Origin of the sequence: Pigmentiphaga sp. CHJ604, from assembly GCF_036972535.1 — a bacterium.
Classification (GTDB): Bacteria; Pseudomonadota; Gammaproteobacteria; order Burkholderiales; family Burkholderiaceae_B; genus Pigmentiphaga; species Pigmentiphaga daeguensis.
The window spans coordinates 2747162-2767117 of record NZ_CP136998.1 but is presented as its reverse complement, the minus strand read 5'-3'; the positions used below and the strand labels follow the sequence as shown (position 1 = coordinate 2767117).

Annotated in this window: 24 protein-coding genes; 7 read left to right on the top strand and 17 right to left on the bottom strand. The window is 67.5% G+C overall.

Features of this window, described 5'->3' with window-relative positions; all coding sequences use genetic code 11:
- Nucleotides 1–19: 19 nt before the first annotated feature.
- The 3 genes from holB to mltG are packed head-to-tail and all read right to left on the bottom strand — an operon-like array spanning nucleotide 20 to nucleotide 2813.
- Nucleotides 20–1102 (bottom strand): DNA polymerase III subunit delta', encoded by a 1083-nt coding sequence (gene holB / locus R4823_RS13360; protein WP_132978866.1) that lies wholly within the window; start codon nucleotides 1100–1102, stop codon nucleotides 20–22.
- A complete protein-coding gene (tmk, locus tag R4823_RS13355; RefSeq protein ID WP_132978867.1) occupies nucleotides 1099–1752 on the bottom strand; it encodes a dTMP kinase in 654 nt (217 codons plus the stop codon). Before tmk ends, holB begins: the two co-directional genes overlap by 4 nt.
- Complete coding sequence (gene mltG / locus R4823_RS13350) at nucleotides 1749–2813, bottom strand: endolytic transglycosylase MltG (RefSeq protein ID WP_132978868.1); 1065 nt, start codon at nucleotides 2811–2813, stop codon at nucleotides 1749–1751. Before mltG ends, tmk begins: the two co-directional genes overlap by 4 nt.
- Between mltG and R4823_RS13345 the strand changes: the two genes are divergently transcribed.
- Genes R4823_RS13345 through R4823_RS13335 form a run of 3 tightly spaced genes read left to right on the top strand, consistent with a single transcriptional unit; the run spans nucleotide 2812 to nucleotide 5031 of the window.
- Nucleotides 2812–3882 carry a folate-binding protein gene (locus R4823_RS13345; RefSeq protein WP_243724350.1) on the top strand — a complete coding sequence of 357 codons (1071 nt, stop codon included), beginning with the start codon at nucleotides 2812–2814 and terminating at the stop codon, nucleotides 3880–3882. The two genes, mltG and R4823_RS13345, sit on opposite strands and share 2 nt — an antisense overlap.
- A 20-nt stretch (nucleotides 3883–3902) precedes the next feature.
- On the top strand, nucleotides 3903–4211 hold the full coding sequence (locus R4823_RS13340) for a DUF4936 family protein (RefSeq protein ID WP_165962994.1): 309 nt from the start codon (nucleotides 3903–3905) through the stop codon (nucleotides 4209–4211).
- A gap of 13 nt (nucleotides 4212–4224) precedes the next feature.
- Nucleotides 4225–5031, top strand: a complete 807-nt coding sequence (locus R4823_RS13335; RefSeq protein ID WP_338618951.1) for an NRDE family protein — start codon at nucleotides 4225–4227, stop codon at nucleotides 5029–5031.
- Here R4823_RS13335 and R4823_RS13330 read toward each other — a convergent pair.
- From R4823_RS13330 to R4823_RS13275, 12 genes are all read right to left on the bottom strand, one after another.
- A complete protein-coding gene (locus R4823_RS13330) occupies nucleotides 4992–5963 on the bottom strand; it encodes an alpha/beta hydrolase (protein WP_132978869.1) in 972 nt (323 codons plus the stop codon). The two genes, R4823_RS13335 and R4823_RS13330, sit on opposite strands and share 40 nt — an antisense overlap.
- Nucleotides 5956–6384 (bottom strand): PaaI family thioesterase, encoded by a 429-nt coding sequence (locus tag R4823_RS13325; protein ID WP_087840182.1) that lies wholly within the window; start codon nucleotides 6382–6384, stop codon nucleotides 5956–5958. Before R4823_RS13325 ends, R4823_RS13330 begins: the two co-directional genes overlap by 8 nt.
- A 6-nt stretch (nucleotides 6385–6390) precedes the next feature.
- Nucleotides 6391–6705: a Dabb family protein gene (locus tag R4823_RS13320; RefSeq protein ID WP_087840183.1), complete on the bottom strand. Its 315-nt coding sequence runs from the start codon at nucleotides 6703–6705 to the stop codon at nucleotides 6391–6393.
- A gap of 36 nt (nucleotides 6706–6741) precedes the next feature.
- On the bottom strand, nucleotides 6742–7128 hold the full coding sequence (locus tag R4823_RS13315) for a DoxX family protein (RefSeq protein ID WP_243724351.1): 387 nt from the start codon (nucleotides 7126–7128) through the stop codon (nucleotides 6742–6744).
- Between the two features lie 163 nt (nucleotides 7129–7291).
- Nucleotides 7292–8299 carry an inorganic phosphate transporter gene (locus R4823_RS13310; RefSeq protein ID WP_087840185.1) on the bottom strand — a complete coding sequence of 336 codons (1008 nt, stop codon included), beginning with the start codon at nucleotides 8297–8299 and terminating at the stop codon, nucleotides 7292–7294.
- A 13-nt stretch (nucleotides 8300–8312) separates the two neighbouring features.
- Nucleotides 8313–8939, bottom strand: coding sequence for a DUF47 family protein (locus R4823_RS13305; protein WP_087840186.1), 627 nt, complete (start codon nucleotides 8937–8939; stop codon nucleotides 8313–8315).
- Between the two features lie 342 nt (nucleotides 8940–9281).
- Nucleotides 9282–10673 (bottom strand): replicative DNA helicase, encoded by a 1392-nt coding sequence (locus tag R4823_RS13300; protein ID WP_087840187.1) that lies wholly within the window; start codon nucleotides 10671–10673, stop codon nucleotides 9282–9284.
- Nucleotides 10674–10899: 226 nt separating this feature from the next.
- Nucleotides 10900–11355 carry a 50S ribosomal protein L9 gene (gene rplI / locus R4823_RS13295; protein ID WP_132978870.1) on the bottom strand — a complete coding sequence of 152 codons (456 nt, stop codon included), beginning with the start codon at nucleotides 11353–11355 and terminating at the stop codon, nucleotides 10900–10902.
- An 18-nt stretch (nucleotides 11356–11373) separates the two neighbouring features.
- A complete protein-coding gene (rpsR, locus tag R4823_RS13290) occupies nucleotides 11374–11646 on the bottom strand; it encodes a 30S ribosomal protein S18 (RefSeq protein ID WP_087780204.1) in 273 nt (90 codons plus the stop codon).
- Nucleotides 11647–11674: 28 nt separating this feature from the next.
- A complete protein-coding gene (gene priB, locus R4823_RS13285; protein ID WP_087840189.1) occupies nucleotides 11675–12007 on the bottom strand; it encodes a primosomal replication protein N in 333 nt (110 codons plus the stop codon).
- A 94-nt stretch (nucleotides 12008–12101) separates the two neighbouring features.
- Nucleotides 12102–12473: a 30S ribosomal protein S6 gene (gene rpsF, locus R4823_RS13280; protein ID WP_132978871.1), complete on the bottom strand. Its 372-nt coding sequence runs from the start codon at nucleotides 12471–12473 to the stop codon at nucleotides 12102–12104.
- Between the two features lie 263 nt (nucleotides 12474–12736).
- The gene (locus R4823_RS13275; protein ID WP_132978872.1) at nucleotides 12737–13696 is read right to left on the bottom strand and encodes an asparaginase; all 960 of its coding nucleotides are present in this window, start codon (nucleotides 13694–13696) and stop codon (nucleotides 12737–12739) included.
- 190 nt (nucleotides 13697–13886) lie between these two features.
- Between R4823_RS13275 and lexA the strand changes: the two genes are divergently transcribed.
- The 4 genes from lexA to R4823_RS13255 all read left to right on the top strand — a co-directional run bounded on the left by lexA (nucleotide 13887) and on the right by R4823_RS13255 (nucleotide 16534).
- The gene (gene lexA, locus R4823_RS13270) at nucleotides 13887–14537 is read left to right on the top strand and encodes a transcriptional repressor LexA (protein WP_087840192.1); all 651 of its coding nucleotides are present in this window, start codon (nucleotides 13887–13889) and stop codon (nucleotides 14535–14537) included.
- Between the two features lie 21 nt (nucleotides 14538–14558).
- The gene (locus R4823_RS13265; protein ID WP_132978873.1) at nucleotides 14559–15428 is read left to right on the top strand and encodes a hypothetical protein; all 870 of its coding nucleotides are present in this window, start codon (nucleotides 14559–14561) and stop codon (nucleotides 15426–15428) included.
- 238 nt (nucleotides 15429–15666) lie between these two features.
- Nucleotides 15667–16074, top strand: a complete 408-nt coding sequence (locus R4823_RS13260; protein WP_132978874.1) for a hypothetical protein — start codon at nucleotides 15667–15669, stop codon at nucleotides 16072–16074.
- 16 nt (nucleotides 16075–16090) lie between these two features.
- Nucleotides 16091–16534 (top strand): hypothetical protein, encoded by a 444-nt coding sequence (locus R4823_RS13255; protein WP_132978875.1) that lies wholly within the window; start codon nucleotides 16091–16093, stop codon nucleotides 16532–16534.
- 106 nt (nucleotides 16535–16640) lie between these two features.
- Here R4823_RS13255 and rlmB read toward each other — a convergent pair whose 3' ends face one another.
- Together rlmB and rnr are read right to left on the bottom strand one after the other, a co-directional pair.
- Nucleotides 16641–17381: a 23S rRNA (guanosine(2251)-2'-O)-methyltransferase RlmB gene (gene rlmB, locus R4823_RS13250; protein ID WP_087840194.1), complete on the bottom strand. Its 741-nt coding sequence runs from the start codon at nucleotides 17379–17381 to the stop codon at nucleotides 16641–16643.
- 96 nt (nucleotides 17382–17477) lie between these two features.
- Nucleotides 17478–19928 carry a ribonuclease R gene (gene rnr / locus R4823_RS13245; RefSeq protein ID WP_132978876.1) on the bottom strand — a complete coding sequence of 817 codons (2451 nt, stop codon included), beginning with the start codon at nucleotides 19926–19928 and terminating at the stop codon, nucleotides 17478–17480.
- Nucleotides 19929–19956: the final 28 nt, after the last annotated feature.

Below are 19956 nucleotides of genomic sequence, written 5' to 3'. Positions count from 1 at the left end.
TACCAGCGGGAGCGGGCACCTAGGCCCGCTTGGGGCGGCGGCCCAGGCAGGCCGCGCTGGCCTGGGCCAGCACATCCTGGGCGAACAGCCGTGCATTGAGCGGATGGTCGGCGATCCTGCGCTGGCGGGTGAGCCAGCGCGACAGCTCGGCCACCCGGCCGCGCTCGGCGCGCTCGCCTATCTTCGCACTCTGGGAGGCCAGGTCGGGGAAATAGCGCGCGCCCATGCCGGCCTGGGCCAGGGCCACGTCGATGGCCAGGCGTTGCAGGGCGTCGATCCACTCGGCGGCGGGAATCTTGTCCAGCGCGTCGACGATCTGCCCCAGGTCGGGCGGCTTGCCTTGCGCGAGCGCGGTCACGAAGGTGTCCAGCCATGACGCCCTGGGCGGAACGCCGGCTTCGGCACGGCGCCAGGCCGCGACCGGCGCCCCCCCGGCGGCGGCCAGTTGCGCGGCCGCGTCCTGGACGCCCTGCTCTTGCAGCCAGGCCAGGGCGGGCTCGGGCGCCGGCGTTCCCAGGGGCAGCCGGCGACAGCGCGACACCAGGGTGGGCAACAGCCGGTCGGGCGCGTCGGACACGAGCAGGAACACGGTCTGGGGGGGCGGTTCCTCCAGGATCTTCAGGAGGCCGTTGGCTGAAATGGTGTTGAGCGTTTCAGCCGGATACAACACCACCACCCGCAGGCCGCCCCGGTGCGTGCCGGTATTGGCCCAGGACTCCAGGGCGCGTATCTGCTCGATGCGGATCTCGCGCGAGGGGGCGCGCTTGCCGGCCTTCTTGCCGTCGGCATCGACGGCTTCTTCCTCGGCGTCGCCCTCTTCGGCCTGGCCTTCGGCCAGCGCCACGGCTTCGGGACGGACGCGGCGGAAGTCGGGATGGTTGCCCGACGCATACCAGGTGCAGGCGGGGCACTGCCCGCAGGCCATGCCGTCCTGCGGCGACTCGCACAACAGGCCGGCGGCGGCGGCGCGCGCGAACTCGACCTTGCCTATGCCCGCCAGTCCGTGGATGAGCCAGGCGTGGGCAAAGCGTCGCCGCTGTTCTTCGCCCAGCCAGGCGCGGGCCGTTTCTTCATGCCAGGGATAGAACCGGGGCAGGCTCATGGGCCATCCGCCGCGGCGATGCAGGCCTGCAGCTGGGCGGCCAGCTCCGCCCGGACCGCCTCGATCGGCCGGGTCGAATCGATGATGCGAAAACGCGCCGGATCCGCCTTGGCCCGGGCATGATAGGCCGCGCGCGTGCGTTCGAAAAAGGCGTCGTCCTCGCGCTCGAAACGGTCCAGGGTGCGGCCCCGCCCCAGCCGTTCGCGGGACACTTCCAGCGGGACGTCGAACAACCAGGTCACGTCCGGCTGCAAGTCCTCGTGCACCCATTGCTCCAGCACCGCGATGCGCTCGGCGGCCAGGCCGCGGCCGCCCCCCTGGTAGGCGTAGGTGGCGTCGGTGAAGCGGTCGCAGACCACCCACTGGCCCCGCGCCAGCGCCGGCTCGATCACGGTGCGCACGTGCTCGCAGCGCCCGGCGAACATCAGCAGGGTCTCGGTATCGAGCCGCATGGGTTCGTTCAGCAGCAGCTCGCGCAGTTTCTCGGCCAGCGGCGTGCCGCCGGGCTCGCGGGTCTGCACCACATCCAGGCCGGCCTCGCGCAGCCGGGCCACGAGCCATTCCAGGTGCGTGCTCTTGCCAGCGCCGTCCACGCCCTCGAGCGTGATGAAACGGCCGCGGCGCACGGCCGCGTTCGCGCCGGCGCTCATGGCTGCACCGCCTCGGTCTGCATGGACGGCGGCGGCTGCAACCCCTGCCCCCTGAGCTGGTAGCGCGCGACGTAGCGGTTGTGGCTGTCCAGGGTCTCGGAGAAGGCGCTGGTGCCGTCGCCGCGGGAGACGAAATACAGGTACTTGTGCTTCTCGGGCTGGACCGCGGCCAGCAGCGAGGCCCGGCCCGGGTTCGAGATGGGCGTGGGCGGCAGCCCGCGGCGCGTGTAGGTGTTCCACGGGGTGTCGGCGCGCAGGTCGCGGCGGCGCAGGTTGCCGTCGAAGACCTCGCCCAGGCCGTAGATGACAGTCGGGTCGGTCTGCAGCGGCATGCCGACCCTGAGCCGGTTGACGAACACGCCGGCGATGCGCCGGCGATCGGCCTCCATGCCGGTTTCCTTTTCGATGATGGAGGCCAGGATCAGGACTTCGTACGGCGAGCCCAGCGGCAGGTCCGGATCGCGTTGCGCCCAGATCTCGGCCAGTTCCCGCTGTTGCGCGCGATAGGCGCGGCGCAGGATGTCGATGTCGCTCGAGCCCACGGCGAACAGATAGGTGTCCGGAAAGAACAGCCCTTCGGGATGGCTGGTCGAGGCGCCGATCTTGGCCGTGACCGTGGCGTCGTCGAGGCCGTCCAGGGTCTGGCGCACGTCGGGATGGCGGCGCAGGGCCGCGCGTATCTGGCGGAAGTTCCAGCCCTCGATGAAACGGATCTCGCGCTGCGTGACGTCGCCGCGCGCGAGCCGGTTCAGCAGCGTCCACAGCGAATCGCCGCGCGCCACTTCGTAGCCGCCGGCCTTGATGCGGCGTTCGGTGCCCGTCACGCGCGCATAGGCGATCAGGACCTCGGGCGGCACGGCGATGCCGGCCTCGCGCACCTGCCGGGCGATGCCCCGCATGGTCGTGCCTTCGTCGATGACGAAGTCCACCTTGTCCGCGGGCAGGGAAAGCGGCATGCGCAGCCACGCGACGCCTGCGCCGACGATGGCCAGCGATGCCAGCAACAGCGCGGCGAACGATATGGCCAGCGCGCGTTTCAGGGAAAAATGTCGTTTGGGCATGGGCGCCTATAATACTTCGATCGACCTCATCGACCGTTTCAAGATGTCCGTCCAAGAGATTTTATCCGCGAGCGCGCGGCCGGATGCCGCCCTCGCGCACATCGCGCCGCTGGACCATTTGACCGTGCTCGAAGCCCGGGGTGCAGACACGATCGAATTCCTGCAGGGACAACTGACCCAAGACGTCAAGAAACTTGGCGACGCCGACGCGCGGCTTGCCGGCTATTGCACGGCCAAGGGCCGGCTGCTTGCCAGCGCCATCGTCTGGCGCGCCCAGCCCGATCCCGCCGATCCGGTCCCGCGCGTGCTGGCGCTGGTCGATGCCAGCATCGCCCAGGCGCTGCAGAAGCGCCTGTCCATGTTCGTGCTGCGCGCCAAGGTCAAGCTTGCCGCCACGCCGCTGCGCGTGGCCGGCGTCTGGCGCGGGACCGATGCGGCGGCCCTGCAGGCGGCCGCGGGCGGGTTGCTGCCCGCCGCGCCCTGGTCGCGCGCCGACCTGCCCGACGCCACCTGGATCGCGGCCCCCGCCGCCGACGCGTCGCCGCGCTGGTGGTGGATAGGAACGGACGACGCGCTGCAACGGCTGGGCACCGCGCTGGGGGCCCCGGCGCAGGCCGGCCTGGCCCAGGCCTGGCGCGCCGCCGACATCGCTTCGGGCCTGCCCTGGATCACGGCGCCGACGCAGGACCTGTTCGTGCCGCAGATGGTCAACCTGGAGCTGATCGGCGGGGTCAGCTTCACCAAGGGCTGCTATCCCGGCCAGGAAGTGGTCGCGCGCAGCCACTACCTCGGCAAGCTCAAGCGCCGCATGTTCGCCGGCCATGTCGCCGGCGGGCAGCCGGATCCGCAGGCGCTGGCCGGTGCCGACGTCTTCCAGGAAGGCGACGAGCAGCCCTGCGGCCGCATCGTCAACGCGGCGCGCGAAGGCGGCGGGGTCGCGGTCCTGTACGAAAGCTCGCTGGCCGCCGCGCAAGGCCAAGCCCCCCTGCACGCCGGCTCGCCCGCCGGTCCGATCATCCAGCCGCGGGCGCTGCCCTACGCCCTGTCCGACGATACCCGCTCGGCATGAGCCCAGCGCCGGGACCCGCCATGCACAATCTCTACGTCTACTACAAACTGCCGCAAGCCCGGCGCGCCGAGGCCCTGGCGCCCGCCCGCCGGGTGCTCGAGGCCGGCCGCGCCCGGAGCGCCCGGGCGGCCCTCCTGGCGCGCCCCGCCGCCGACGACGGCGTGGTCACCTGGATGGAGGTCTACGAAGACGTGGCCGACGTGCCCGGACTCGAGGCCGCGCTGGCCGAAGCGGTGCAGGCCAGCGGCCTGGCGGCCCTCCTGCTGGCCCCTCGCCGCAGCGAGGTCTTCGTCGACCTGCCCGCCGATCCGGCGGGATGGGAAGACTGACGCCATGTGCCTGATGGCCTTCGCCTGGGATCCGCGCGGTCCGACCACTTTGCTGATGGTGGCCAACCGCGACGAGTTCTATGCCCGGCCCACGGCGCCCGCCGACTGGTGGCAGGATCATCCCGACATCTGGGCCGGACGCGACCTGGCGGCCGGCGGGACCTGGATGGGTATCACGCGGCATGGGCGCTTCGCCGCCATCACGAATTACCGCGAGGGAGGCCGGAACGATCCAGCCGCGCCCTCGCGCGGCGGACTGGTGTCCGGTTTCCTGGCTGGCACCTCGACCCCCGCGGGTTATCTGCGCGACCTGGCCCGGCGTGCCGGGCCCTTCAACGGATTCAACCTGGTGGTGGGGGAATTGTTCGGGCGGAGCCCGTCGCTGTGGTACCTGTCGCATCGCCGCGGCCATTCCGCCACCTCGCCCGAGGCGCTGGCGGCCGGCGTGTACGGCTTGTCGAACGCGGTACTGGACACGCCCTGGCCCAAGGTCGTGCGCACCACCGCCGCGCTGGCCACGCTCAAGGCCACCGAGGCCCGCACGCCGGCCTACCTCCAGATGCTGAGCGACACGACCATCGCGGAAGACACGCAATTGCCCAGCACCGGCATCAGCCTGGAACGCGAGCGGGCCCTGTCGGCCGCCTTCATCATCACGCCCGACTACGGCACGCGGGCCCAGACGGTGATCCAGGCCACCCGCGACGGCCATGTCGAAGTGGCAGAACGCAGCTTCGACAACGCCGAGCAGGCGCGGCTGCTGGTTCCCGCTTCGCTGCGTCAGGCCTCGTTCGAGGTCTCGAACACCGCGCGCAGGTAGCCCACCGAATCGCGGTGCGCCTGCCGCGCCACGCGCAAGGCCCCGCCCATGTTGTAGAAACTGTGGATGGCCCCCTCGTACACCTGGATCCGGACCGGCACCCTGGCCGCTTCCAGTTTGCGTCCGTAGGCCAGCCCTTCGTCCACCAGCGGGTCGCATTCGGCCAGTTGCAGGAAGGCCGGCGCCAGCCCGACGAACTCCGGGGCGTCCAGTACCGCGAAGCGCCAGTCCAGCCGGTCGGCGTCGTCTCGCAGGTACAGGTTGAAGAACCACTGTATCGTGCGCTCGTCCAGCAGGTAGCCGGTGGCGTACGCCCGGTGCGAAGCCGTGTCCTGCCACGCGCTGGTACCCGGGTACAGCAGCACCTGCGCCGCCAGCGGCAGGCCGTCGTCCCGCGCTCGCAGCGCGGCCTGGGCCGTGAGCGTGCCGCCGGCGCTGTCTCCCATGCCGGCCACCCGCGCCGGGTCGATGCCCAGCATGTCATGCCGCTCGAACGCCCACCGCCAGGCGGCGTAGACGTCGTCGGCGGCGGTGGGAAAGCGGTGCTCGGGCGCCAGCCGGTAGTCCAGCGACAACACCTTGCAGCGGGCGCCGTTGGCCAGCATGCGGCAGATGGCGTCGTAGTCGTTCACGCTGCCGACGGTGAAGCCGCCGCCATGCGAGAAAATCACGAGCGGCGCGGGATCCGCGGACAGCATGCCCGTGTACAGGCGGGCGCCTATCGTGGCCCCGTCTCCCACCGGAATGTCCAGGTCGCGCACCGCGGCTACCTCGGCCGCGGCGATTTCCAGCACCTTGCTGGCTTTTTCGTGGACGGCGCGCGCCTGCTGCGGCGTGTACTGCCAATAAGGCGGACGATTGGCCCGCCGCACCCGCGATACGAGATCGGCCACCTGGGGATCCAGGGGCCGCGGGTGCCGCAGCTCAGCCATCGACGCCCTGGTCGCTGCGCTTCCTGATGTACTTGAACGTGCCGCTGGACCGGGCCACCAGCCCGCCCCCCTCGTCCCTGACCTCGGCCTCGCAGAAGGCCATGGTGCTGGAGCGGTGGTAGCACTTGCCGTAGGCCACCAGGTTGCCGGCCTCGCCCGGACGCACGAAGCTGGTGGTCATGTCCACCGTCGCGCTGCCACGCAGCTCCGGATGCAGGGACCGCGCCGCCGTGGCCATGGCCGCATCGAGCATGGTCATCAGCACCCCGCCGTGGCAGACGTGCCAGCTGTTGCAATGCTGCGGCAGGACATCGAGCCGGACCTCGGACTGTCCACCCTCGGCCTTGACCAGCCTGGCGCCCAGCCAGGCCAGGAACGGGATGGGCACATCCGTGACGGTGGCGGGATTCGTGATGGACATCCCCTCTTACCTCGCCACGGGCAGGTCGTAGTCCAGGCAGGCCCGCTCGGCCCGCACCGCCCCCATGAACGGCTTGATCGCCACGTGGCGCGGATGCGCCTGGTAGGCGTCCAGCGCCTCGCGGCTGGCAAACAGCGAGTTCAGGACGACGTCGTGCGTGGCCTCGTGGCCGTCGGCGGCCAGCCCTACCTCGAATTCGAGGATGCCGGGGACGCAATCGCGGCAGCTCTCGAGCAGCCGCCGGACCTTCTGCATGTTGGTCTGGCGGTCGGCGCCTTCGGCTTCATCCTTGAGTTTCCACATGACGATATGGCGGATCATGGCGGGGTCGGTCCTCTTGCTGGGGCGTGAACGGAATTACCTGCGCGCGACGCGCTGGCCCAGGATGGCCACGACGATCAGGCCGCCGATCACGGTGATGTGCTCGAGCACGACCATCATTTCATGGAACGCGGCCTCGCCCTCGAACTTCCAGAACGGGTGCGCCACCGGAATGGTCAGCACCGTGAACACCGCCAGGGCCCCGGCGCCCAGCCACGCGGCGCGGTTGAAAATGATCAACAGCGATCCACCCAGCTGGACGATGATGGTCAGCACGTTGAACAGCCAGGCCGGTTCGAGCCCGAAATGGCTCATCTCGGCGACCCCGCCCTGGAAATCGAACAGCTTGACCAGGCCGCTGGTCCAGAACATGAACGTCAGGACGATGCGGCCGAACAGCAGCAGCGCGCGCGATTCAAGCAAGGATTGTATCGGTGCAGGTGTCATGGTGGCGGTTCCGGGAAAGAGGGATCATGCCGACGCCCGGGTGCTCCCTTCTTCTCCGCGCGACGGCGCCAGGCGGCCTTTACCGGCCGCCATGGCGCGCCATCATACTGGAAACAAGTCGTAACGCGGCGTCCCGGCCTCAGAACAGGGTCTTGCCCACCCACCAGGCGCCCGCGGCCACGAGGGCGGAAGCCGGGATGGTCAGGATCCAGGCCCAGACGATGTTGCCCGCCAGCCCCCAGCGCACGGCGTTGAACTTGCGGCTGGAGCCGACGCCGACGATGGCGCCGGTGATGGTGTGGGTGGTCGAGACGGGAATACCCAGGATGGCCGCCAGGAACAGCGTCATCGCGCCGCCCGTCTCGGCGCAGAAGCCCCCCACGGGCTTGAGCTTGGTGATGCGCTGCCCCATGGTCTTGACGATGCGCCAGCCGCCGAACATGGTGCCCAGCGCGATCGCCACGTAGCAGCTGACCACCACCCAGATCGGGACGTGATCCTTGGCCCCCGGGACATTGGCCGCGATCAGCAGCAGCCAGATGATGCCGATGGTCTTCTGCGCGTCGTTGCCGCCGTGTCCCAGGCTGTAGAGCCCGGCCGAAAGCAGTTGCAGGCGGCGAAACCAGCCGTCCACCCGCAGCGGCCGCGTCCGGCGGAACAGCCAGGACACCAGCAGCATCAGGAAGCCGCCCAGCACGAAGCCCAACACCGGGGAAACCACGATGAAGGCGACGATGTAGAGGATTTCCCGGACCATCAGGACGCTGGGGCCGGAGCTGGCCAGGCCCGCGCCCACGATGCCGCCGATGAGCGCGTGCGACGACGAGGACGGAATGCCGAAGAACCAGGTGATCACGTTCCAGGCGATGGCGCCGACCAGCGCCCCGAAGACGACGTAGTGGTCCACCACGCTCGGGTCGATGATGCCTTTGCCGACGGTGGCCGCCACCTTCAGGTGGAAGACGAAAATCGCGACGAAATTAAAAAACGCGGCGAAAACGACCGCGTGATGAGGCTTGAGTACCCCCGTGGAAACCACGGTGGCGATGGAGTTGGCGGCGTCGTGGAACCCATTCATGAAATCGAAAATGAGTGCCAGGACGACCAGGAAGGCAAGCGTGGCGAAGCTGATCTGAAGCGTATCCATGAAATCCTTCCGACTAGGCGTTTTCCAGGACGATGCCTTCGATCAGGTTCGCGACGTCCTCGCACTTGTCGGTGATTTCTTCCAGCAGTTCGTAGATGGCTTTCATCTTGATGAGTTGACGGGTGTCGGCTTCGTCGCGGAACAGGCGGCCCATGCCGCGGCGCATCACCCGGTCGGCATCCGATTCCAGCCGGTCGATCTCTTCGCAGATCTTCATGATGCTGGCCGTATCGTTCAGGTTGTGCAGCAGGCTCACGACCATGTGCAGCCGGTCGCAGCACTGGACCCCGATGTCGGCCAGCGCCCGGGCATCCGGCGTGACGGCGCGGATGTCATAGAGGTTGATGCACTGGGCCGCGTCTTCCATCAGGTCTAGGATGTCGTCCATGGTCGTGATGAGGTTGTGGATCTGGTCCCGGTCCAGCGGCGTGATGAAGGTCTTGTGCAGCATATCGATCGTATCGTGGGTGACCTTGTCGGCCTTCTTCTCCAGCGTCTCGATGTTCTTGACCCGCTCCTCGGCCTGGCCCAGATCGGCCATCAGGGCGGCCAGCTCCCGGCTGCCCTGGCGCGACAGATCGGCATGCGCCGTGAACAGATCGAAAAAGCGGCCCTCTTTGGGCATCAAGCGTCCAAACATCACGTCCTCGCAGTACGCCACGTGACAGTTACATGACGTGTTTAAAAAACCGCGAGAGTGTAGCACCCCCTTCGCGCTTCGCGCGGGGAAGCCCACCCCTACGCGCTGGCGCGCCCCCCCTCAAGGGGGCGATGCGGGTGGACCGGCGGAGCCGGATCCACCCGCATCCTGGGTCTAGTACCCGTTTCTCGGGTTGTGGCGCCGGTGCTTCGCTGGCTGCCAGGCGAAGCACCGGTGATTCAGTCCAAGACAGTTTCCCTAGACCCAGGAAACCGCGGATCTGGCTCCGCCAGTCCGCCGGTTTCGCCCCCTGGGGGGCGCCCGCAGGGCGTAGGGGGGGGCCTAATAATCAGAATCGACGAACGCGTTGCCCGAGAAGTTGGCGAACTTCGTGTACATCCCTTGCCAGGTCAGCCGGACAGTGCCGATCGGGCCGTTACGTTGCTTGCCGATGATGATCTCGGCCGTGCCCTTGTCGGGCGTGTCAGGGTTGTAGACCTCGTCGCGGTACAGGAAGATGATCACGTCCGCGTCCTGCTCGATGGCGCCGGATTCCCGCAGGTCGCTCATCACCGGGCGTTTGTTGGGGCGCTGTTCCAGGCCCCGGTTCAGCTGGGAAAGCGCGATCAGGGGGCAGTTCAGTTCCTTGGCCAGGCCCTTCATCGAGCGGCTGATTTCCGACAGCTCCGACGCCCGGTTCTCGCTGCCGCCACCGCCGTTGCCCGACATCAGCTGCAGGTAGTCGATGATGATCAGGCCCAGCTGGCCGCACTGCCGGGCCAGGCGGCGGGCGCGCGAGCGCAGTTCCATGGGGCTGAGCGCGGGAGTTTCGTCGATGTAGAGCTGGGTATCCTGCATCTTCTGGATGGCGTGCGTCAGCTTGGGCCAGTCCTCGTCCAGCAGCTTGCCCGTGCGCAGGCGCTGCTGGTCCAGGCGGCCGATCGAGCCCAGCACACGCATGGCCAGCTGCGAGGCGCCCATTTCCATGGAGAAGACCGCCACCGGCAAGCCCTCTTCCACCGCCACGTGCTCGCCGATGTTGACCGAGAACGCGGTCTTGCCCATGGAGGGGCGGCCGGCCACGACGATCATGTCGCCCGGCTGCAGCCCCGAGGTCATCTTGTCCAGGTCGGTGAACCCCGTGGGCACGCCGGTGACGTCCGAGGTGCTGTCACGGTGGTAGAGTTCGTCGATGCGCTCGACCACCTGGGTCAACAGCGGCTGCAGCGACAGGAAGCCCGCGCTTCCGCGCGCGCCCTCTTCCGCGATCTTGAAGATCTTGGACTCGGCCTCGTCCAGCAGTTGCCGCGTGTCCTTGCCCTGGGGGTTGAAGGCCGCGGCCGAGATCTCGTCGGCCACGGTGACCAGCCGCCGCAGCACCGCGCGGTCGCGCACGATTTCCGCATAGCGGCGGATGTTGGCCGCGGACGGCGTATTCTGCGCCAGCGAATTCAGGTAGGCCAGGCCGCCCGCCTCTTCCGCCTTGCCGGCCGTCTGGAGCGACTCGTGGGTCGTCACCACGTCGGCGGGACGCGCCAGCCCGATCAGCTTGGCCATCTGCTGCCAGATCAGCCTATGGTCGTAGCGATAGAAGTCGTCTTCCTTGAGGATGTCCGCGATGCGGTCCCAGGCGGCGTTGTCCAGCAGCAGGCCGCCCAGCACCGATTGCTCCGCCTCGACCGAGTGAGGCGGGACGCGCAGGGACTCGAGCTGGGGATCGACGGGCGAATTCATAGAGCGGAAAACCTGGTGTTCGAGCATGGGCGGCGGGAATGCCGGCCCACGACAGTTTAGCCCGGCTGGACGGAAGAGGAATCCATCCGCCTGCCCCGGGGGCGACCCCGAAAAAAGAACCCCCCATTCTGTGAAGAAATGGAGGGTTCCTGTGCCGGCGCCATCCAGGAAGGATGCGCTGGCGGTGGACGTCCGGCCGGCTCGGAGAAGCGCGGCCGGAGAAGCGTCAGGCGGTTTCGCCGACCACGACCACCGTGATGTTGGCCACGACATCGGTATGCAGGCCGACTTCCAGCGGGAATTCGCCGATGGTCTTGAGCGGGCCGTTGGGCAGGCGGACCATGCCCTTTTCGACCGACTCGAAGCCCGCCTGCTTCAGCGCGGAAGCGACGTCGAAGTTGGTGACCGAGCCGAACAGGCGGCCGTCCACACCCGCCTTCTGGGTGATGGACACCGAGTAGCCTTCCAGCCGCTGGGCCACGGCCTGCGCGGCGGCCAGCTTGTCGGCCTGGATCTTTTCGAGTTCGGCGCGGCGCGCCTCGAACTCTTTCAGCGCGGCGTCGGTGGCGCGCTTGGCCATCTTCTGGGGAATCAGGAAGTTACGGGCATAGCCGTTCTTCACGCGGACGACGTCACCCAGGTTGCCGAGGTTGACGACTTTTTCGAGCAAGATGATTTGCATGATGGTCTCTCCCGGCAATCAATTGTGGTTGTCGGTGTAGGCCAAGAGCGCCAGGAAGCGGGCGCGCTTGATAGCCGTGTCGAGCTGGCGCTGGTAGTGCGCCTTGGTGCCGGTCAGGCGGGCAGGAATGATCTTGCCGTTTTCCTGGATGAAGTCACGGAGGACTTCGATGTCCTTGTAATCGATCTGGTCAACGCCGGCTGCCGTGAAGCGGCAGAACTTGCGGCGCTTGAACAGCGGATTCTGTTGACCGAACTTCTTCTTTTCCTTGCGTTTGCCGAATGCGGCCATGATGTACCTCTTGGGTATTCAATCCGTTTCACACCTGGGGCTGTCCTGCCGGCCCGCCCTCCTCGCCCTGCCGGACGATGGCGGCCTGCTGGATGTGCAGCCTCAGTCTGCTTGAACCTTTCCGGGTCGGTGCCAGGAACCCTTCGATCCGGATCGACCGGCCCAGCGCCTCGCGCTCGAGCCTGCCGGCCAGATCGCCGACGACGACTGCGTTGACGAGCATCTCGACCCGGCGGGGTCTCCCGCCTTCGATCAGCTCGGATTCGTGGGCAAGCGCCAGTTCCAGCACCGGGATTCCGGCGGGGGTATACCTGAGCGGCTTGCACTCGACCACCTGGGCAGTCAGATGAACCTTGTTCAACGCCGTGTCGTCCGTGGCATCGACGGGCTCCCGCTACGGCGGGCCTGCGATGCGGGCGGTCGGCAACGACCTGTCATGCCAGTCCAGCCGGGGCTCAGGCCTCGGCGGGGGCGGCTTCGGTGGACACCTTGCGGGCCTCCTCGCGCTCGACGATCTTCATCATCGGCGACGGGGCGGTCTCGGCCTTCTTCATCTTGACGACGAGATGGCGCAGCACGGCATCGTTGTAGCGGAAAGCGTGCTCGAGTTCGTCCAGCGTGGGTTGGCCGCACTCGATGTTCATGCACACGTAGTGAGCCTTGACGAGCTTCTGGATCGGGTACGCCAGCTGGCGGCGGCCCCAGTCTTCCAGACGGTGGATCGTGCCGCCCTGGCTGGTGATCAGCGACTTGTAACGGTCGACCATGGCCGGAACCTGCTCGCTCTGGTCCGGGTGAACGATGAAAACTACTTCATAGTGACGCATCGAAGCTCCTTATGGATGGTCCCGCGGGCGTCCGGATGGGGCCCGCCGTAGGCGCAAGTCCGCTCAAGCGTCTAGAGTCGGACAAGGGATCAATCTGGCGAAAAAATGGCTTCCGCCAAAAATCAAGCCCTCTATTATCGCCCGCGGAAGGGCAAAAAGCAAGCCAAAGGCCCGAGAACCGCCGTGCGGCGTGGTTTCGGGGCCCATTTCCGGGCATGGATGCACCGCCGCGGTTGCGGGCTGGCCGGCCTCGCACGGGCGGATCAATACGTGTCGAAGGCGCCCTGGATGTCGTCCATGCCCGCGCCCAGCGCCAGCATCAGCAGCACGCGCGCCTTCCACGGCGACAGCGTACCGGCGCCGGGCAGCCCGCCCGAGGCCGCGACGCAGCCGCTGCCCGTGCGGGTCGCGCGGACCACGGCCACGCCGCCGCGCTCCAGTCCGTCCAGCGCCTCTTGCGCGTCGGCGCTGGCCGAACCGTTGCCGGTCCCGGCCCAGACCAGGCCGCGCGCCCCGGTGGATCCCACCGCCCGGATCAGGGCGGCCGAGCCGCCGGCATAGCCGGCCAGCACCTCGACCGGAGGCAGCGGCGTGGCGGCCGTGAAAGGCGTGGCGCTGGTGTGCGGACGTTCCGGCCGCCCCATCCAGGCGACCCGGCCGTCCTGGACCCAGCCCAGGGCGCCCGCGTTGGGCGAAGCAAAGGCATCGGGCCGGTTGGCATTGGTCTTGGACGCGTCGCGCGCGCCCAGGATCTGGTGGTTGAGCACGACCAGCACGCCGCGCCCGGCGGCCTGCGGATGGGCGGCCACCGTGGCCGCGTCCAGCAGGTTCAGCGGGCCGTCGGAAGACAGCGCGGTCGCCGGGCGCATCGCGCCCACCAGAACCACCGGCCTGTCGGTCTTGAGCACCAGGTGGAGGTAATACGCGCTTTCCTCGAGCGTGTCCGTACCGTGGGTGACGATCACGCCGTCGGCGCCTGCGTCGAGCAGTGACTGCACCCGCCCGGCCAGCGACTGCCAGAAGGCGGGCGTGGCGTTCTTGCTGTCGATGGCCGCGAACTGCTCGGCCCGGATGTCGGCCACTTCGTCCAGGCCTGGCACGCTGGCGCACAGCTCGGCCACGTCCAGCGCGCCGGCGGCATAGGCCATCGTGGCCTGGGGGCGGGCGCCGGCCCCGGCGATGGTGCCACCGGTGGCGACGATGCAAAGACGTGGCAGGGACATGGCGGACGCAGGCACGGAAGGACGAGAGCCCGATGATACCCGCGGCCGGATTGGCGTTCCCGCGACACTTGCGTTTTCCGCTTGCGTCGCGCATCGATACTGTATAAAAATACAGTTACTGGATAAAACCACAGAAGCTCGACACGCGCCGTCGCCACCCGGTGGCGGGCGCCCCGCCACGGAGCCCGAGATGTCCAAGCTGACCGCACGCCAACAAGAAATCCTGGATCTCATTCGCCAGGCCATCGTCAAGACCGGCTTTCCGCCCACCCGGGCCGAAATCGCCCAGGCGCTGGGCTTTCGCTCGCCCAACGCGGCCGAGGAACACCTGAAGGCGCTGGCGCGCAAGGGCGTACTGGAATTGTCCGCGGGCACCTCCCGCGGGATACGGCTGAAAGACCCGGTCGCAGCCGAACCGCCGCTCCAGCTCACGCACCCCGTGCTGGCGCAACTGGTGCTGCCGCTGGTGGGCCGGGTCGCCGCCGGCAGCCCCATCCTGGCCACCGAGCACATCGACAAGGAAATCGGCGTGGACGAGGCCCTGTTCTCGCAGCGGCCCGACTACCTGCTCAAGGTACGCGGCAACAGCATGCGCGACGCCGGCATCCTCGACGGCGACCTGCTGGCGGTCAAGAAGGCCGCCCAGGCCCGCGACGGGCAGATCATCGTGGCCCGCCTGGGCGACGACGTCACCGTCAAGGAACTGCGCTACACCGAAACCGGCCTGAGCCTGCTGCCGGCCAATCCCGACTTCCAACCCATCGAAGTCGATCGCGAGCGCGACGATTTCGCGCTCGAGGGCATCGCCGTCGGCCTGATCCGGGCCGGCCTGGTGCATTGAAGACCCAGACGGACGACCATCATGAAACACTGCACGCCCAGCTCCAGTCTTTCCAGCGGTTTTCCCGCGCTCGACGCCGCCCTGCCCCAGGCCGGATGGCCCGTCGGCGCACTTACCGAAATCCTGGTCCCGCGCGTCGGGCATGGCGAATTGAACCTGCTCGGCCCGCTGCTGAGCCGGCTCACCAAGGCCGGCCGCACGGTGGCCTTGCTGGTGCCGCCGTACTTGTCCTACGCCCCCGCGCTGATCCAGCACGGCGTTTCGCTGGAATGCGTCAAGCTCGTGCGCACCGACCACCCCCTGGATGGCCTGGACCAGCTGGAATCCGGCGTGCGGGCGGGCGAGTTCGCGGCGCTGGTCGCCATCCTGCCCCCTGACCAGGCGGCCGCGCAATCCGAAAGCACGGTGCGCCGCCTGTACATGGCCGCGCGGCTGGCCGCCTGCCCCGCCTTCCTGTTCCATACCTGCAGCACGCCCGCCACGACCTCGGCATCCCAATTGCGGCTGCTGGCGGACATGAGCCAGGCCGGCCAGATCCGGCTCCAGCGCATCGCACCGGCTGCCCAGGGCGGCGAAGGCGCGGTCGCGCTGGACATCGGCCAGCAAACGGTGCGTGCGGGGTTCAAGCCGGGGTTCAAACGTGCGGCCGGGCTCGCCGCGGCGGGAACGCACACGCGCACCGCCGAGGAAACGGACACGCATGGCACGGATGCGGATACGCTGCCGGCGCAACGGCCCATCATCCCGCGAACCGGGCAACATGGGCCGCATGCCAAACCGACTCCCGCGAATCGCAGCCCGTGGCCCTTCAAGCAACGTCGCGGCGCAAGCAGCAGCCGAAACTATCCTTCCGCACTGGCGCTGCTGTTTTCTCGAGGCTGGAACGCCTGAGTCTCCCTACGGCACTCGCAGCAGGATAAGACTGCTGCGGAGCCTGTGCTCCGATGCTCCATTGCCCACGAATTTTTGAAATTCGTGGGCTTTTTTACGTCTCACCGGCGGATCGACGCACTTGCGGAAGTTGTTGTAAGCCAGCAATCCCCCCCATTTGGAGTATGTATTTTTTCGTACTCATTGCTAGGCTGGTTGCTCCACTCCCCTCGCTGCGCCAATCCCGGAAGAGGCCATCATGCAAGCGAAATCCCACGTCCTCCACGCCCTTGCGGTACTTGCCACGGCTGCGGCCGCATCCGTCTGGTGTGCCAGCGCGGCTGCCCAAGGCGTCTCGATCGGAGGCTCGGGTTCAAGCTCGGGTTCGGACGGCCCCCGTGCCGTCGAGGAACAGTCCGCAGCCATCAGCTACAGCTCTCGCGCGGCGGCCTGCGCACGGGCCAAGTCCCGCGCCTCGGAGTTCGCCCAGCGCAAGAGCAACTTCAAGGACATCAGTCTGGGCGCCTGCGACTGCTCCTCCACCAAGACCAAGCCGTGGCAGCCAGCATTGCAGGCTCAATACGCGATGGAAACAGGCATGCCCCCTCCCACAGGTCCTGTCGACACCCACGAATGCACGGTCACCGCCCGTATTTCGCTCAAATAGCCGCCAGAGACGAGCCATGAAGAAACGCGGGAAAACCAGGGGCCGATCAATGGCGGCAATGGCCGGTCTGATCGCATGGGCGGCATGCTGGCCGGCTTATGCCTTTAGCGAGTCAGATCCACTTCGGCTGAAATGCGTGGGGGAAAGAAGCGATGGCTTCAAGACCCATATATTCATAAACATCGGCGGAAGGTTAGAGATCAGGAACCGATCCAATGAATTGGTTTATGACATACAGAAAGACAATGGCTATGGAACCCCCGGCGACTACTCCCAAGACTACGAAGTCCTGTCCGAAAGAATCGTTTTCCACAGCAGGCTGATCAGCAACAAAAGAATGTACACCGGAGGGGAAATCAATAGAAAAACCGGCCGAATAAGCATTGAAACCACGGAGATGGCTAACAACTTCAGCGGCGTATGCAGCGTGGGAAGCTATGTCCCGGACACCAAGTTTTGAGCGCCGCCCTGACAGGATCAGCGGCAGATTGAACACTCCGCTTGCCAGCGGCCAGTGCAGGAAAATCGAGGCGTCCGAGAAACTGTTCTGACGCCTCCCGGCCGTTCTACTTCGCCGCCCGCTGCCTGAGCGTCTCGTACATGCAGACCGCCGACGCCACGCTGACGTTCAGGCTTTCCACGGACCCTTGCATGGGGATCCGGACCAGTTGATCGCAGGTGTCGCGGGTCAGGCGGCGCATGCCCTCGCCTTCGGCGCCCATGACCCAGGCGATGGGCTGGCGAGCGTCCACGTCGTACATGGTCTCGGTGGCTTCGTCGTCGGTCCCGACCACCCAGACGCCGCGCTCCTTCAGGCTGCGCATGGTCCGAGCCAGATTGGTCACGGTCAGGTAGGGAACGCTGTCTGCGGCCCCGCAGGCCACGCGCTGGACGGTCGTGTTCAGGCCCACGGCCCGGTCGCGGGGCGCGATCACCGCATGGACGCCGGCCCCGTCCGCGGTTCTCAGGCAGGCACCCAGGTTGTGCGGATCGGTGACGCCGTCCAGCACCAGCAGGAAGGCCGGGCCCTCGGCATCGTCCAGCACTTCATCCACGTCCATCGCCAATTCCAGCGACTCCGCCAGCGCGACCACGCCCTGGTGGCGCTGCCCCTTGGCCAGCCCGTCCAGGCGCGTCTGCGCCACGGGATGCACCTTGCATCCGGCGGCCTGGGCTTGTTCGACCAGCGTCAGCATGCGCCGGTCGCGGCGCGCCTCCTCGACGTAGATATCCTTGATCGACGCCGGCGCATGGCGCAGCCGTGCGGCCACCGCGTGGAATCCGACCAAAACCTGGCTTGCTGCCATCTTTCACCCCAACATGAATACCTGCCGCGACGCGGCGGCAAAAACGACGCGGCGCTGCCCCAGGCAGCGCCGCAATGCCGTTATTAGACCAGAGATTCAGTGCCGCTTGCCGCGGCCATGCTTGGCCGCCGCGCGCTTGCCGCTGCGCGTGCTGGCGGGTTTCTCCGGAGCGGCGTGCTTCTTGGCCGCGGCCTTCTTGCCCTTGGGCATCTTCGACATGTCGGTCAGCAGCACGGCCTTGGGCTTGGCCGGCTTGCGCTCGGGCGCGGGCGCGCTGTCGCGCTTGATGGCCTTGCGCAGTCCCTCGTAGGTCACGCCCTTGACCAGCTTGAATTCGATGCGGCGTGCCTCGAGGTCGACGCGGGCCACCTGCACCTGCATCTTGTCGGTCAGGCGATAGCGCATGCCCGTACGTTCGCCGCGCAGCTCGTGCAGGCCGTCGTTGAACTGGAAGTACTCTGCGCCCAGTTCGGACACGTGGACCAACCCTTCGACGTGGAGTTCGTCCAGCGTGACGAACACGCCGAAAGGCGCGACGCCGGTGACCGTACCGCTGAAGACGTCGCCCACGCGTTCGCGCATGTACCAGCACTTGAGCCAGGCCTCGACGTCGCGCGAGGCATCGTCGGCGCGCCGTTCATTGGCCGAGCAGAACAGGCCCAGTTTTTCCCACAGGGCGTGCTCCTGCTCCTTGGCGGTGCCAGGCATGACCGGCATGTCTTCCAGCGCGTTGGGGACATAGCGCTTGCCGTGCAGCAGCGCCTTGATCACGCGATGGGTAAGCAGGTCGGGATAGCGCCGGATCGGCGAGGTGAAGTGGGCATAGGCCGGATAGGCCAGGCCGAAGTGGCCGACGTTGTCCGGGCTGTACATCGCCTGCTGCATGGACCGCAGTGCCATGGTCTGCAGCAGCGGCGCGTCGGGCCGGTTCTTGGCGCTGGCCAGCAGCGCCGAGTAATCGGCCGCGGCCGGTTTGTCGCCGCCGCCCAGCGACAGGCCGAGCGTTTTCAGGAAGTCGCGCAGGGCCTGCAGTTTTTCCGGGGTGGGCCCTTCATGGATGCGGTAGAGCCCCGGATGCTTGCTGCGCTCCATGAAGTCCGCCGCGCAGGTGTTGGCGGCCAGCATGCATTCCTCGATCAGTTTGTGGGCATCGTTGCGCACATAGGGAACGATGCTCTGGATGCGGCCCAGTTCATTGCAGACGATCTTGGTCTCGACCGTGTCGAAGTCGATCGCGCCCCGCTTCTCGCGGGCCTGCGCCAGCAACTGGTACAACGCATAGAGGTCCTGGATCTGCGGCAGGACGTCCGCATGCTTGCGCGCGGCCGGCCCGTCGGGCTGCTGCAGCGCCGCCCAGACCTCGGTATAGGTGGTGCGCGCATGCGAATGCATGACGGCGTTGTAGAACTGGTAGGCCTGGACCGTCCCGCCCTTGGCGCCGGTGGCGGGAATCACCATGTCGCACACCAGCACCAGCCGGTCGACGTTGGGATTCAGCGAGCACAGGCCGTTGGAGAGTTTTTCCGGCAGCATGGGAATGACCTTGCGCGGAAAATACACGCTGGTGCTGCGCTCGAGCGCATCGGCGTCCAGCGCGTCGCCGGGCGTGACGTAGTGCGCCACGTCGGCGATGGCGACGATCAGCCGCCACCCTGCCCGCTTGCGGGCCCCCGTGCCCAGTTCCACGCGTTCGCAGTAGACGGCGTCGTCGAAGTCGCGGGCATCCTCGCCGTCTATGGTGATCAGCGGAACGTCGCGCAGGTCGTAGCGTCCGGCCAGGTCGCCCTTGACCACCTCGGCGGGCAGGCGCTCGGCGCGCGCCAGCGCCTTGGCCGAGAACTCATGCGGCACGTCGAACTTGCGGACGGCGATCTCGATCTCCATCCCGGGATCGTCGATCTCGCCCAGGATCTCGACCACGCGGCCCAGCGGCTGCGTATGCCGCGTGGGCTGCTCGATGATCTCGACCGTGACGACCTGGCCGTGCTGCGCCTGGGCGGTTTCGCCGGGCGGCACGAGGATGTCGTGCTTGATCCGCTGGTCCTCGGGCACCACGATCGAGAGGCCCCGCTCGTTCAGGAAACGCCCCACCAGCTTGTTGGTGCGCCGCTCCAGCACCTCGACGATGGTGCCTTCGGGCTTGCCGCGGTAGTCGCTGCCGGCCGGCCGCACCAGCACGCGGTCGCCGTGCAGGACCTTCAGCATTTCCTTGGGCGGCAGGAAAAGGTCGGTCTGGCCGTCGTCGCGGATCAGGAAGCCGAAACCGTCGCGGTGCCCCTGTACGCGGCCGGCGATGAAGTCGAGCTTGGTCGACAGCAGCAGCGCGCCCTTGCGGTTCTGCATCAACTGGCCGTCGCGCTCCATGGCGGCGAGCCGGCGCTCGAAGCCCACGCTGCCCGGGTCCACACCCAGTCGACGCGCCAGTTCCGCCGGAGCGATGGGGGCATTCGCCTCCCGCAGCAATCCTAGGATTTGCTCGCGAGTGGGCACGTCGGGATCGAAGTCCGCGGGCGTAGAGGGAAGATTGTTATGGGATCGAGTTGTCAAAGTTTCAGGTTCTCTTTATAATGCGCAG

Bases quoted from the DNA above. Each gene is read 5' to 3' on its own strand.
- R4823_RS13335 (WP_338618951.1), top strand. From the start codon at position 4,225: ATGGCCTTCGCCTGGGATCCGCGCGGTCCGACCACTTTGCTGATGGTG.
- R4823_RS13300 (WP_087840187.1), bottom strand. From the start codon at position 10,673: ATGAATTCGCCCGTCGATCCCCAGCTCGAGTCCCTGCGCGTCCCGCCT.
- R4823_RS13255 (WP_132978875.1), top strand. From the start codon at position 16,091: ATGAAGAAACGCGGGAAAACCAGGGGCCGATCAATGGCGGCAATGGCC.
- rpsR (WP_087780204.1), bottom strand. From the start codon at position 11,646: ATGGCCGCATTCGGCAAACGCAAGGAAAAGAAGAAGTTCGGTCAACAG.
- mltG (WP_132978868.1), bottom strand. From the start codon at position 2,813: ATGCCCAAACGACATTTTTCCCTGAAACGCGCGCTGGCCATATCGTTC.
- rpsF (WP_132978871.1), bottom strand. From the start codon at position 12,473: ATGCGTCACTATGAAGTAGTTTTCATCGTTCACCCGGACCAGAGCGAG.
- R4823_RS13340 (WP_165962994.1), top strand. From the start codon at position 3,903: ATGCACAATCTCTACGTCTACTACAAACTGCCGCAAGCCCGGCGCGCC.
- R4823_RS13345 (WP_243724350.1), top strand. From the start codon at position 2,812: ATGGGCGCCTATAATACTTCGATCGACCTCATCGACCGTTTCAAGATG.
- rplI (WP_132978870.1), bottom strand. From the start codon at position 11,355: ATGCAAATCATCTTGCTCGAAAAAGTCGTCAACCTCGGCAACCTGGGT.
- lexA (WP_087840192.1), top strand. From the start codon at position 13,887: ATGTCCAAGCTGACCGCACGCCAACAAGAAATCCTGGATCTCATTCGC.
- R4823_RS13320 (WP_087840183.1), bottom strand. From the start codon at position 6,705: ATGATCCGCCATATCGTCATGTGGAAACTCAAGGATGAAGCCGAAGGC.
- R4823_RS13260 (WP_132978874.1), top strand. From the start codon at position 15,667: ATGCAAGCGAAATCCCACGTCCTCCACGCCCTTGCGGTACTTGCCACG.
- R4823_RS13325 (WP_087840182.1), bottom strand. From the start codon at position 6,384: ATGTCCATCACGAATCCCGCCACCGTCACGGATGTGCCCATCCCGTTC.
- R4823_RS13330 (WP_132978869.1), bottom strand. From the start codon at position 5,963: ATGGCTGAGCTGCGGCACCCGCGGCCCCTGGATCCCCAGGTGGCCGAT.
- holB (WP_132978866.1), bottom strand. From the start codon at position 1,102: ATGAGCCTGCCCCGGTTCTATCCCTGGCATGAAGAAACGGCCCGCGCC.
- R4823_RS13305 (WP_087840186.1), bottom strand. From the start codon at position 8,939: ATGTTTGGACGCTTGATGCCCAAAGAGGGCCGCTTTTTCGATCTGTTC.
- tmk (WP_132978867.1), bottom strand. From the start codon at position 1,752: ATGAGCGCCGGCGCGAACGCGGCCGTGCGCCGCGGCCGTTTCATCACG.
- R4823_RS13275 (WP_132978872.1), bottom strand. From the start codon at position 13,696: ATGTCCCTGCCACGTCTTTGCATCGTCGCCACCGGTGGCACCATCGCC.
- R4823_RS13310 (WP_087840185.1), bottom strand. From the start codon at position 8,299: ATGGATACGCTTCAGATCAGCTTCGCCACGCTTGCCTTCCTGGTCGTC.
- R4823_RS13265 (WP_132978873.1), top strand. From the start codon at position 14,559: ATGAAACACTGCACGCCCAGCTCCAGTCTTTCCAGCGGTTTTCCCGCG.
- rlmB (WP_087840194.1), bottom strand. From the start codon at position 17,381: ATGGCAGCAAGCCAGGTTTTGGTCGGATTCCACGCGGTGGCCGCACGG.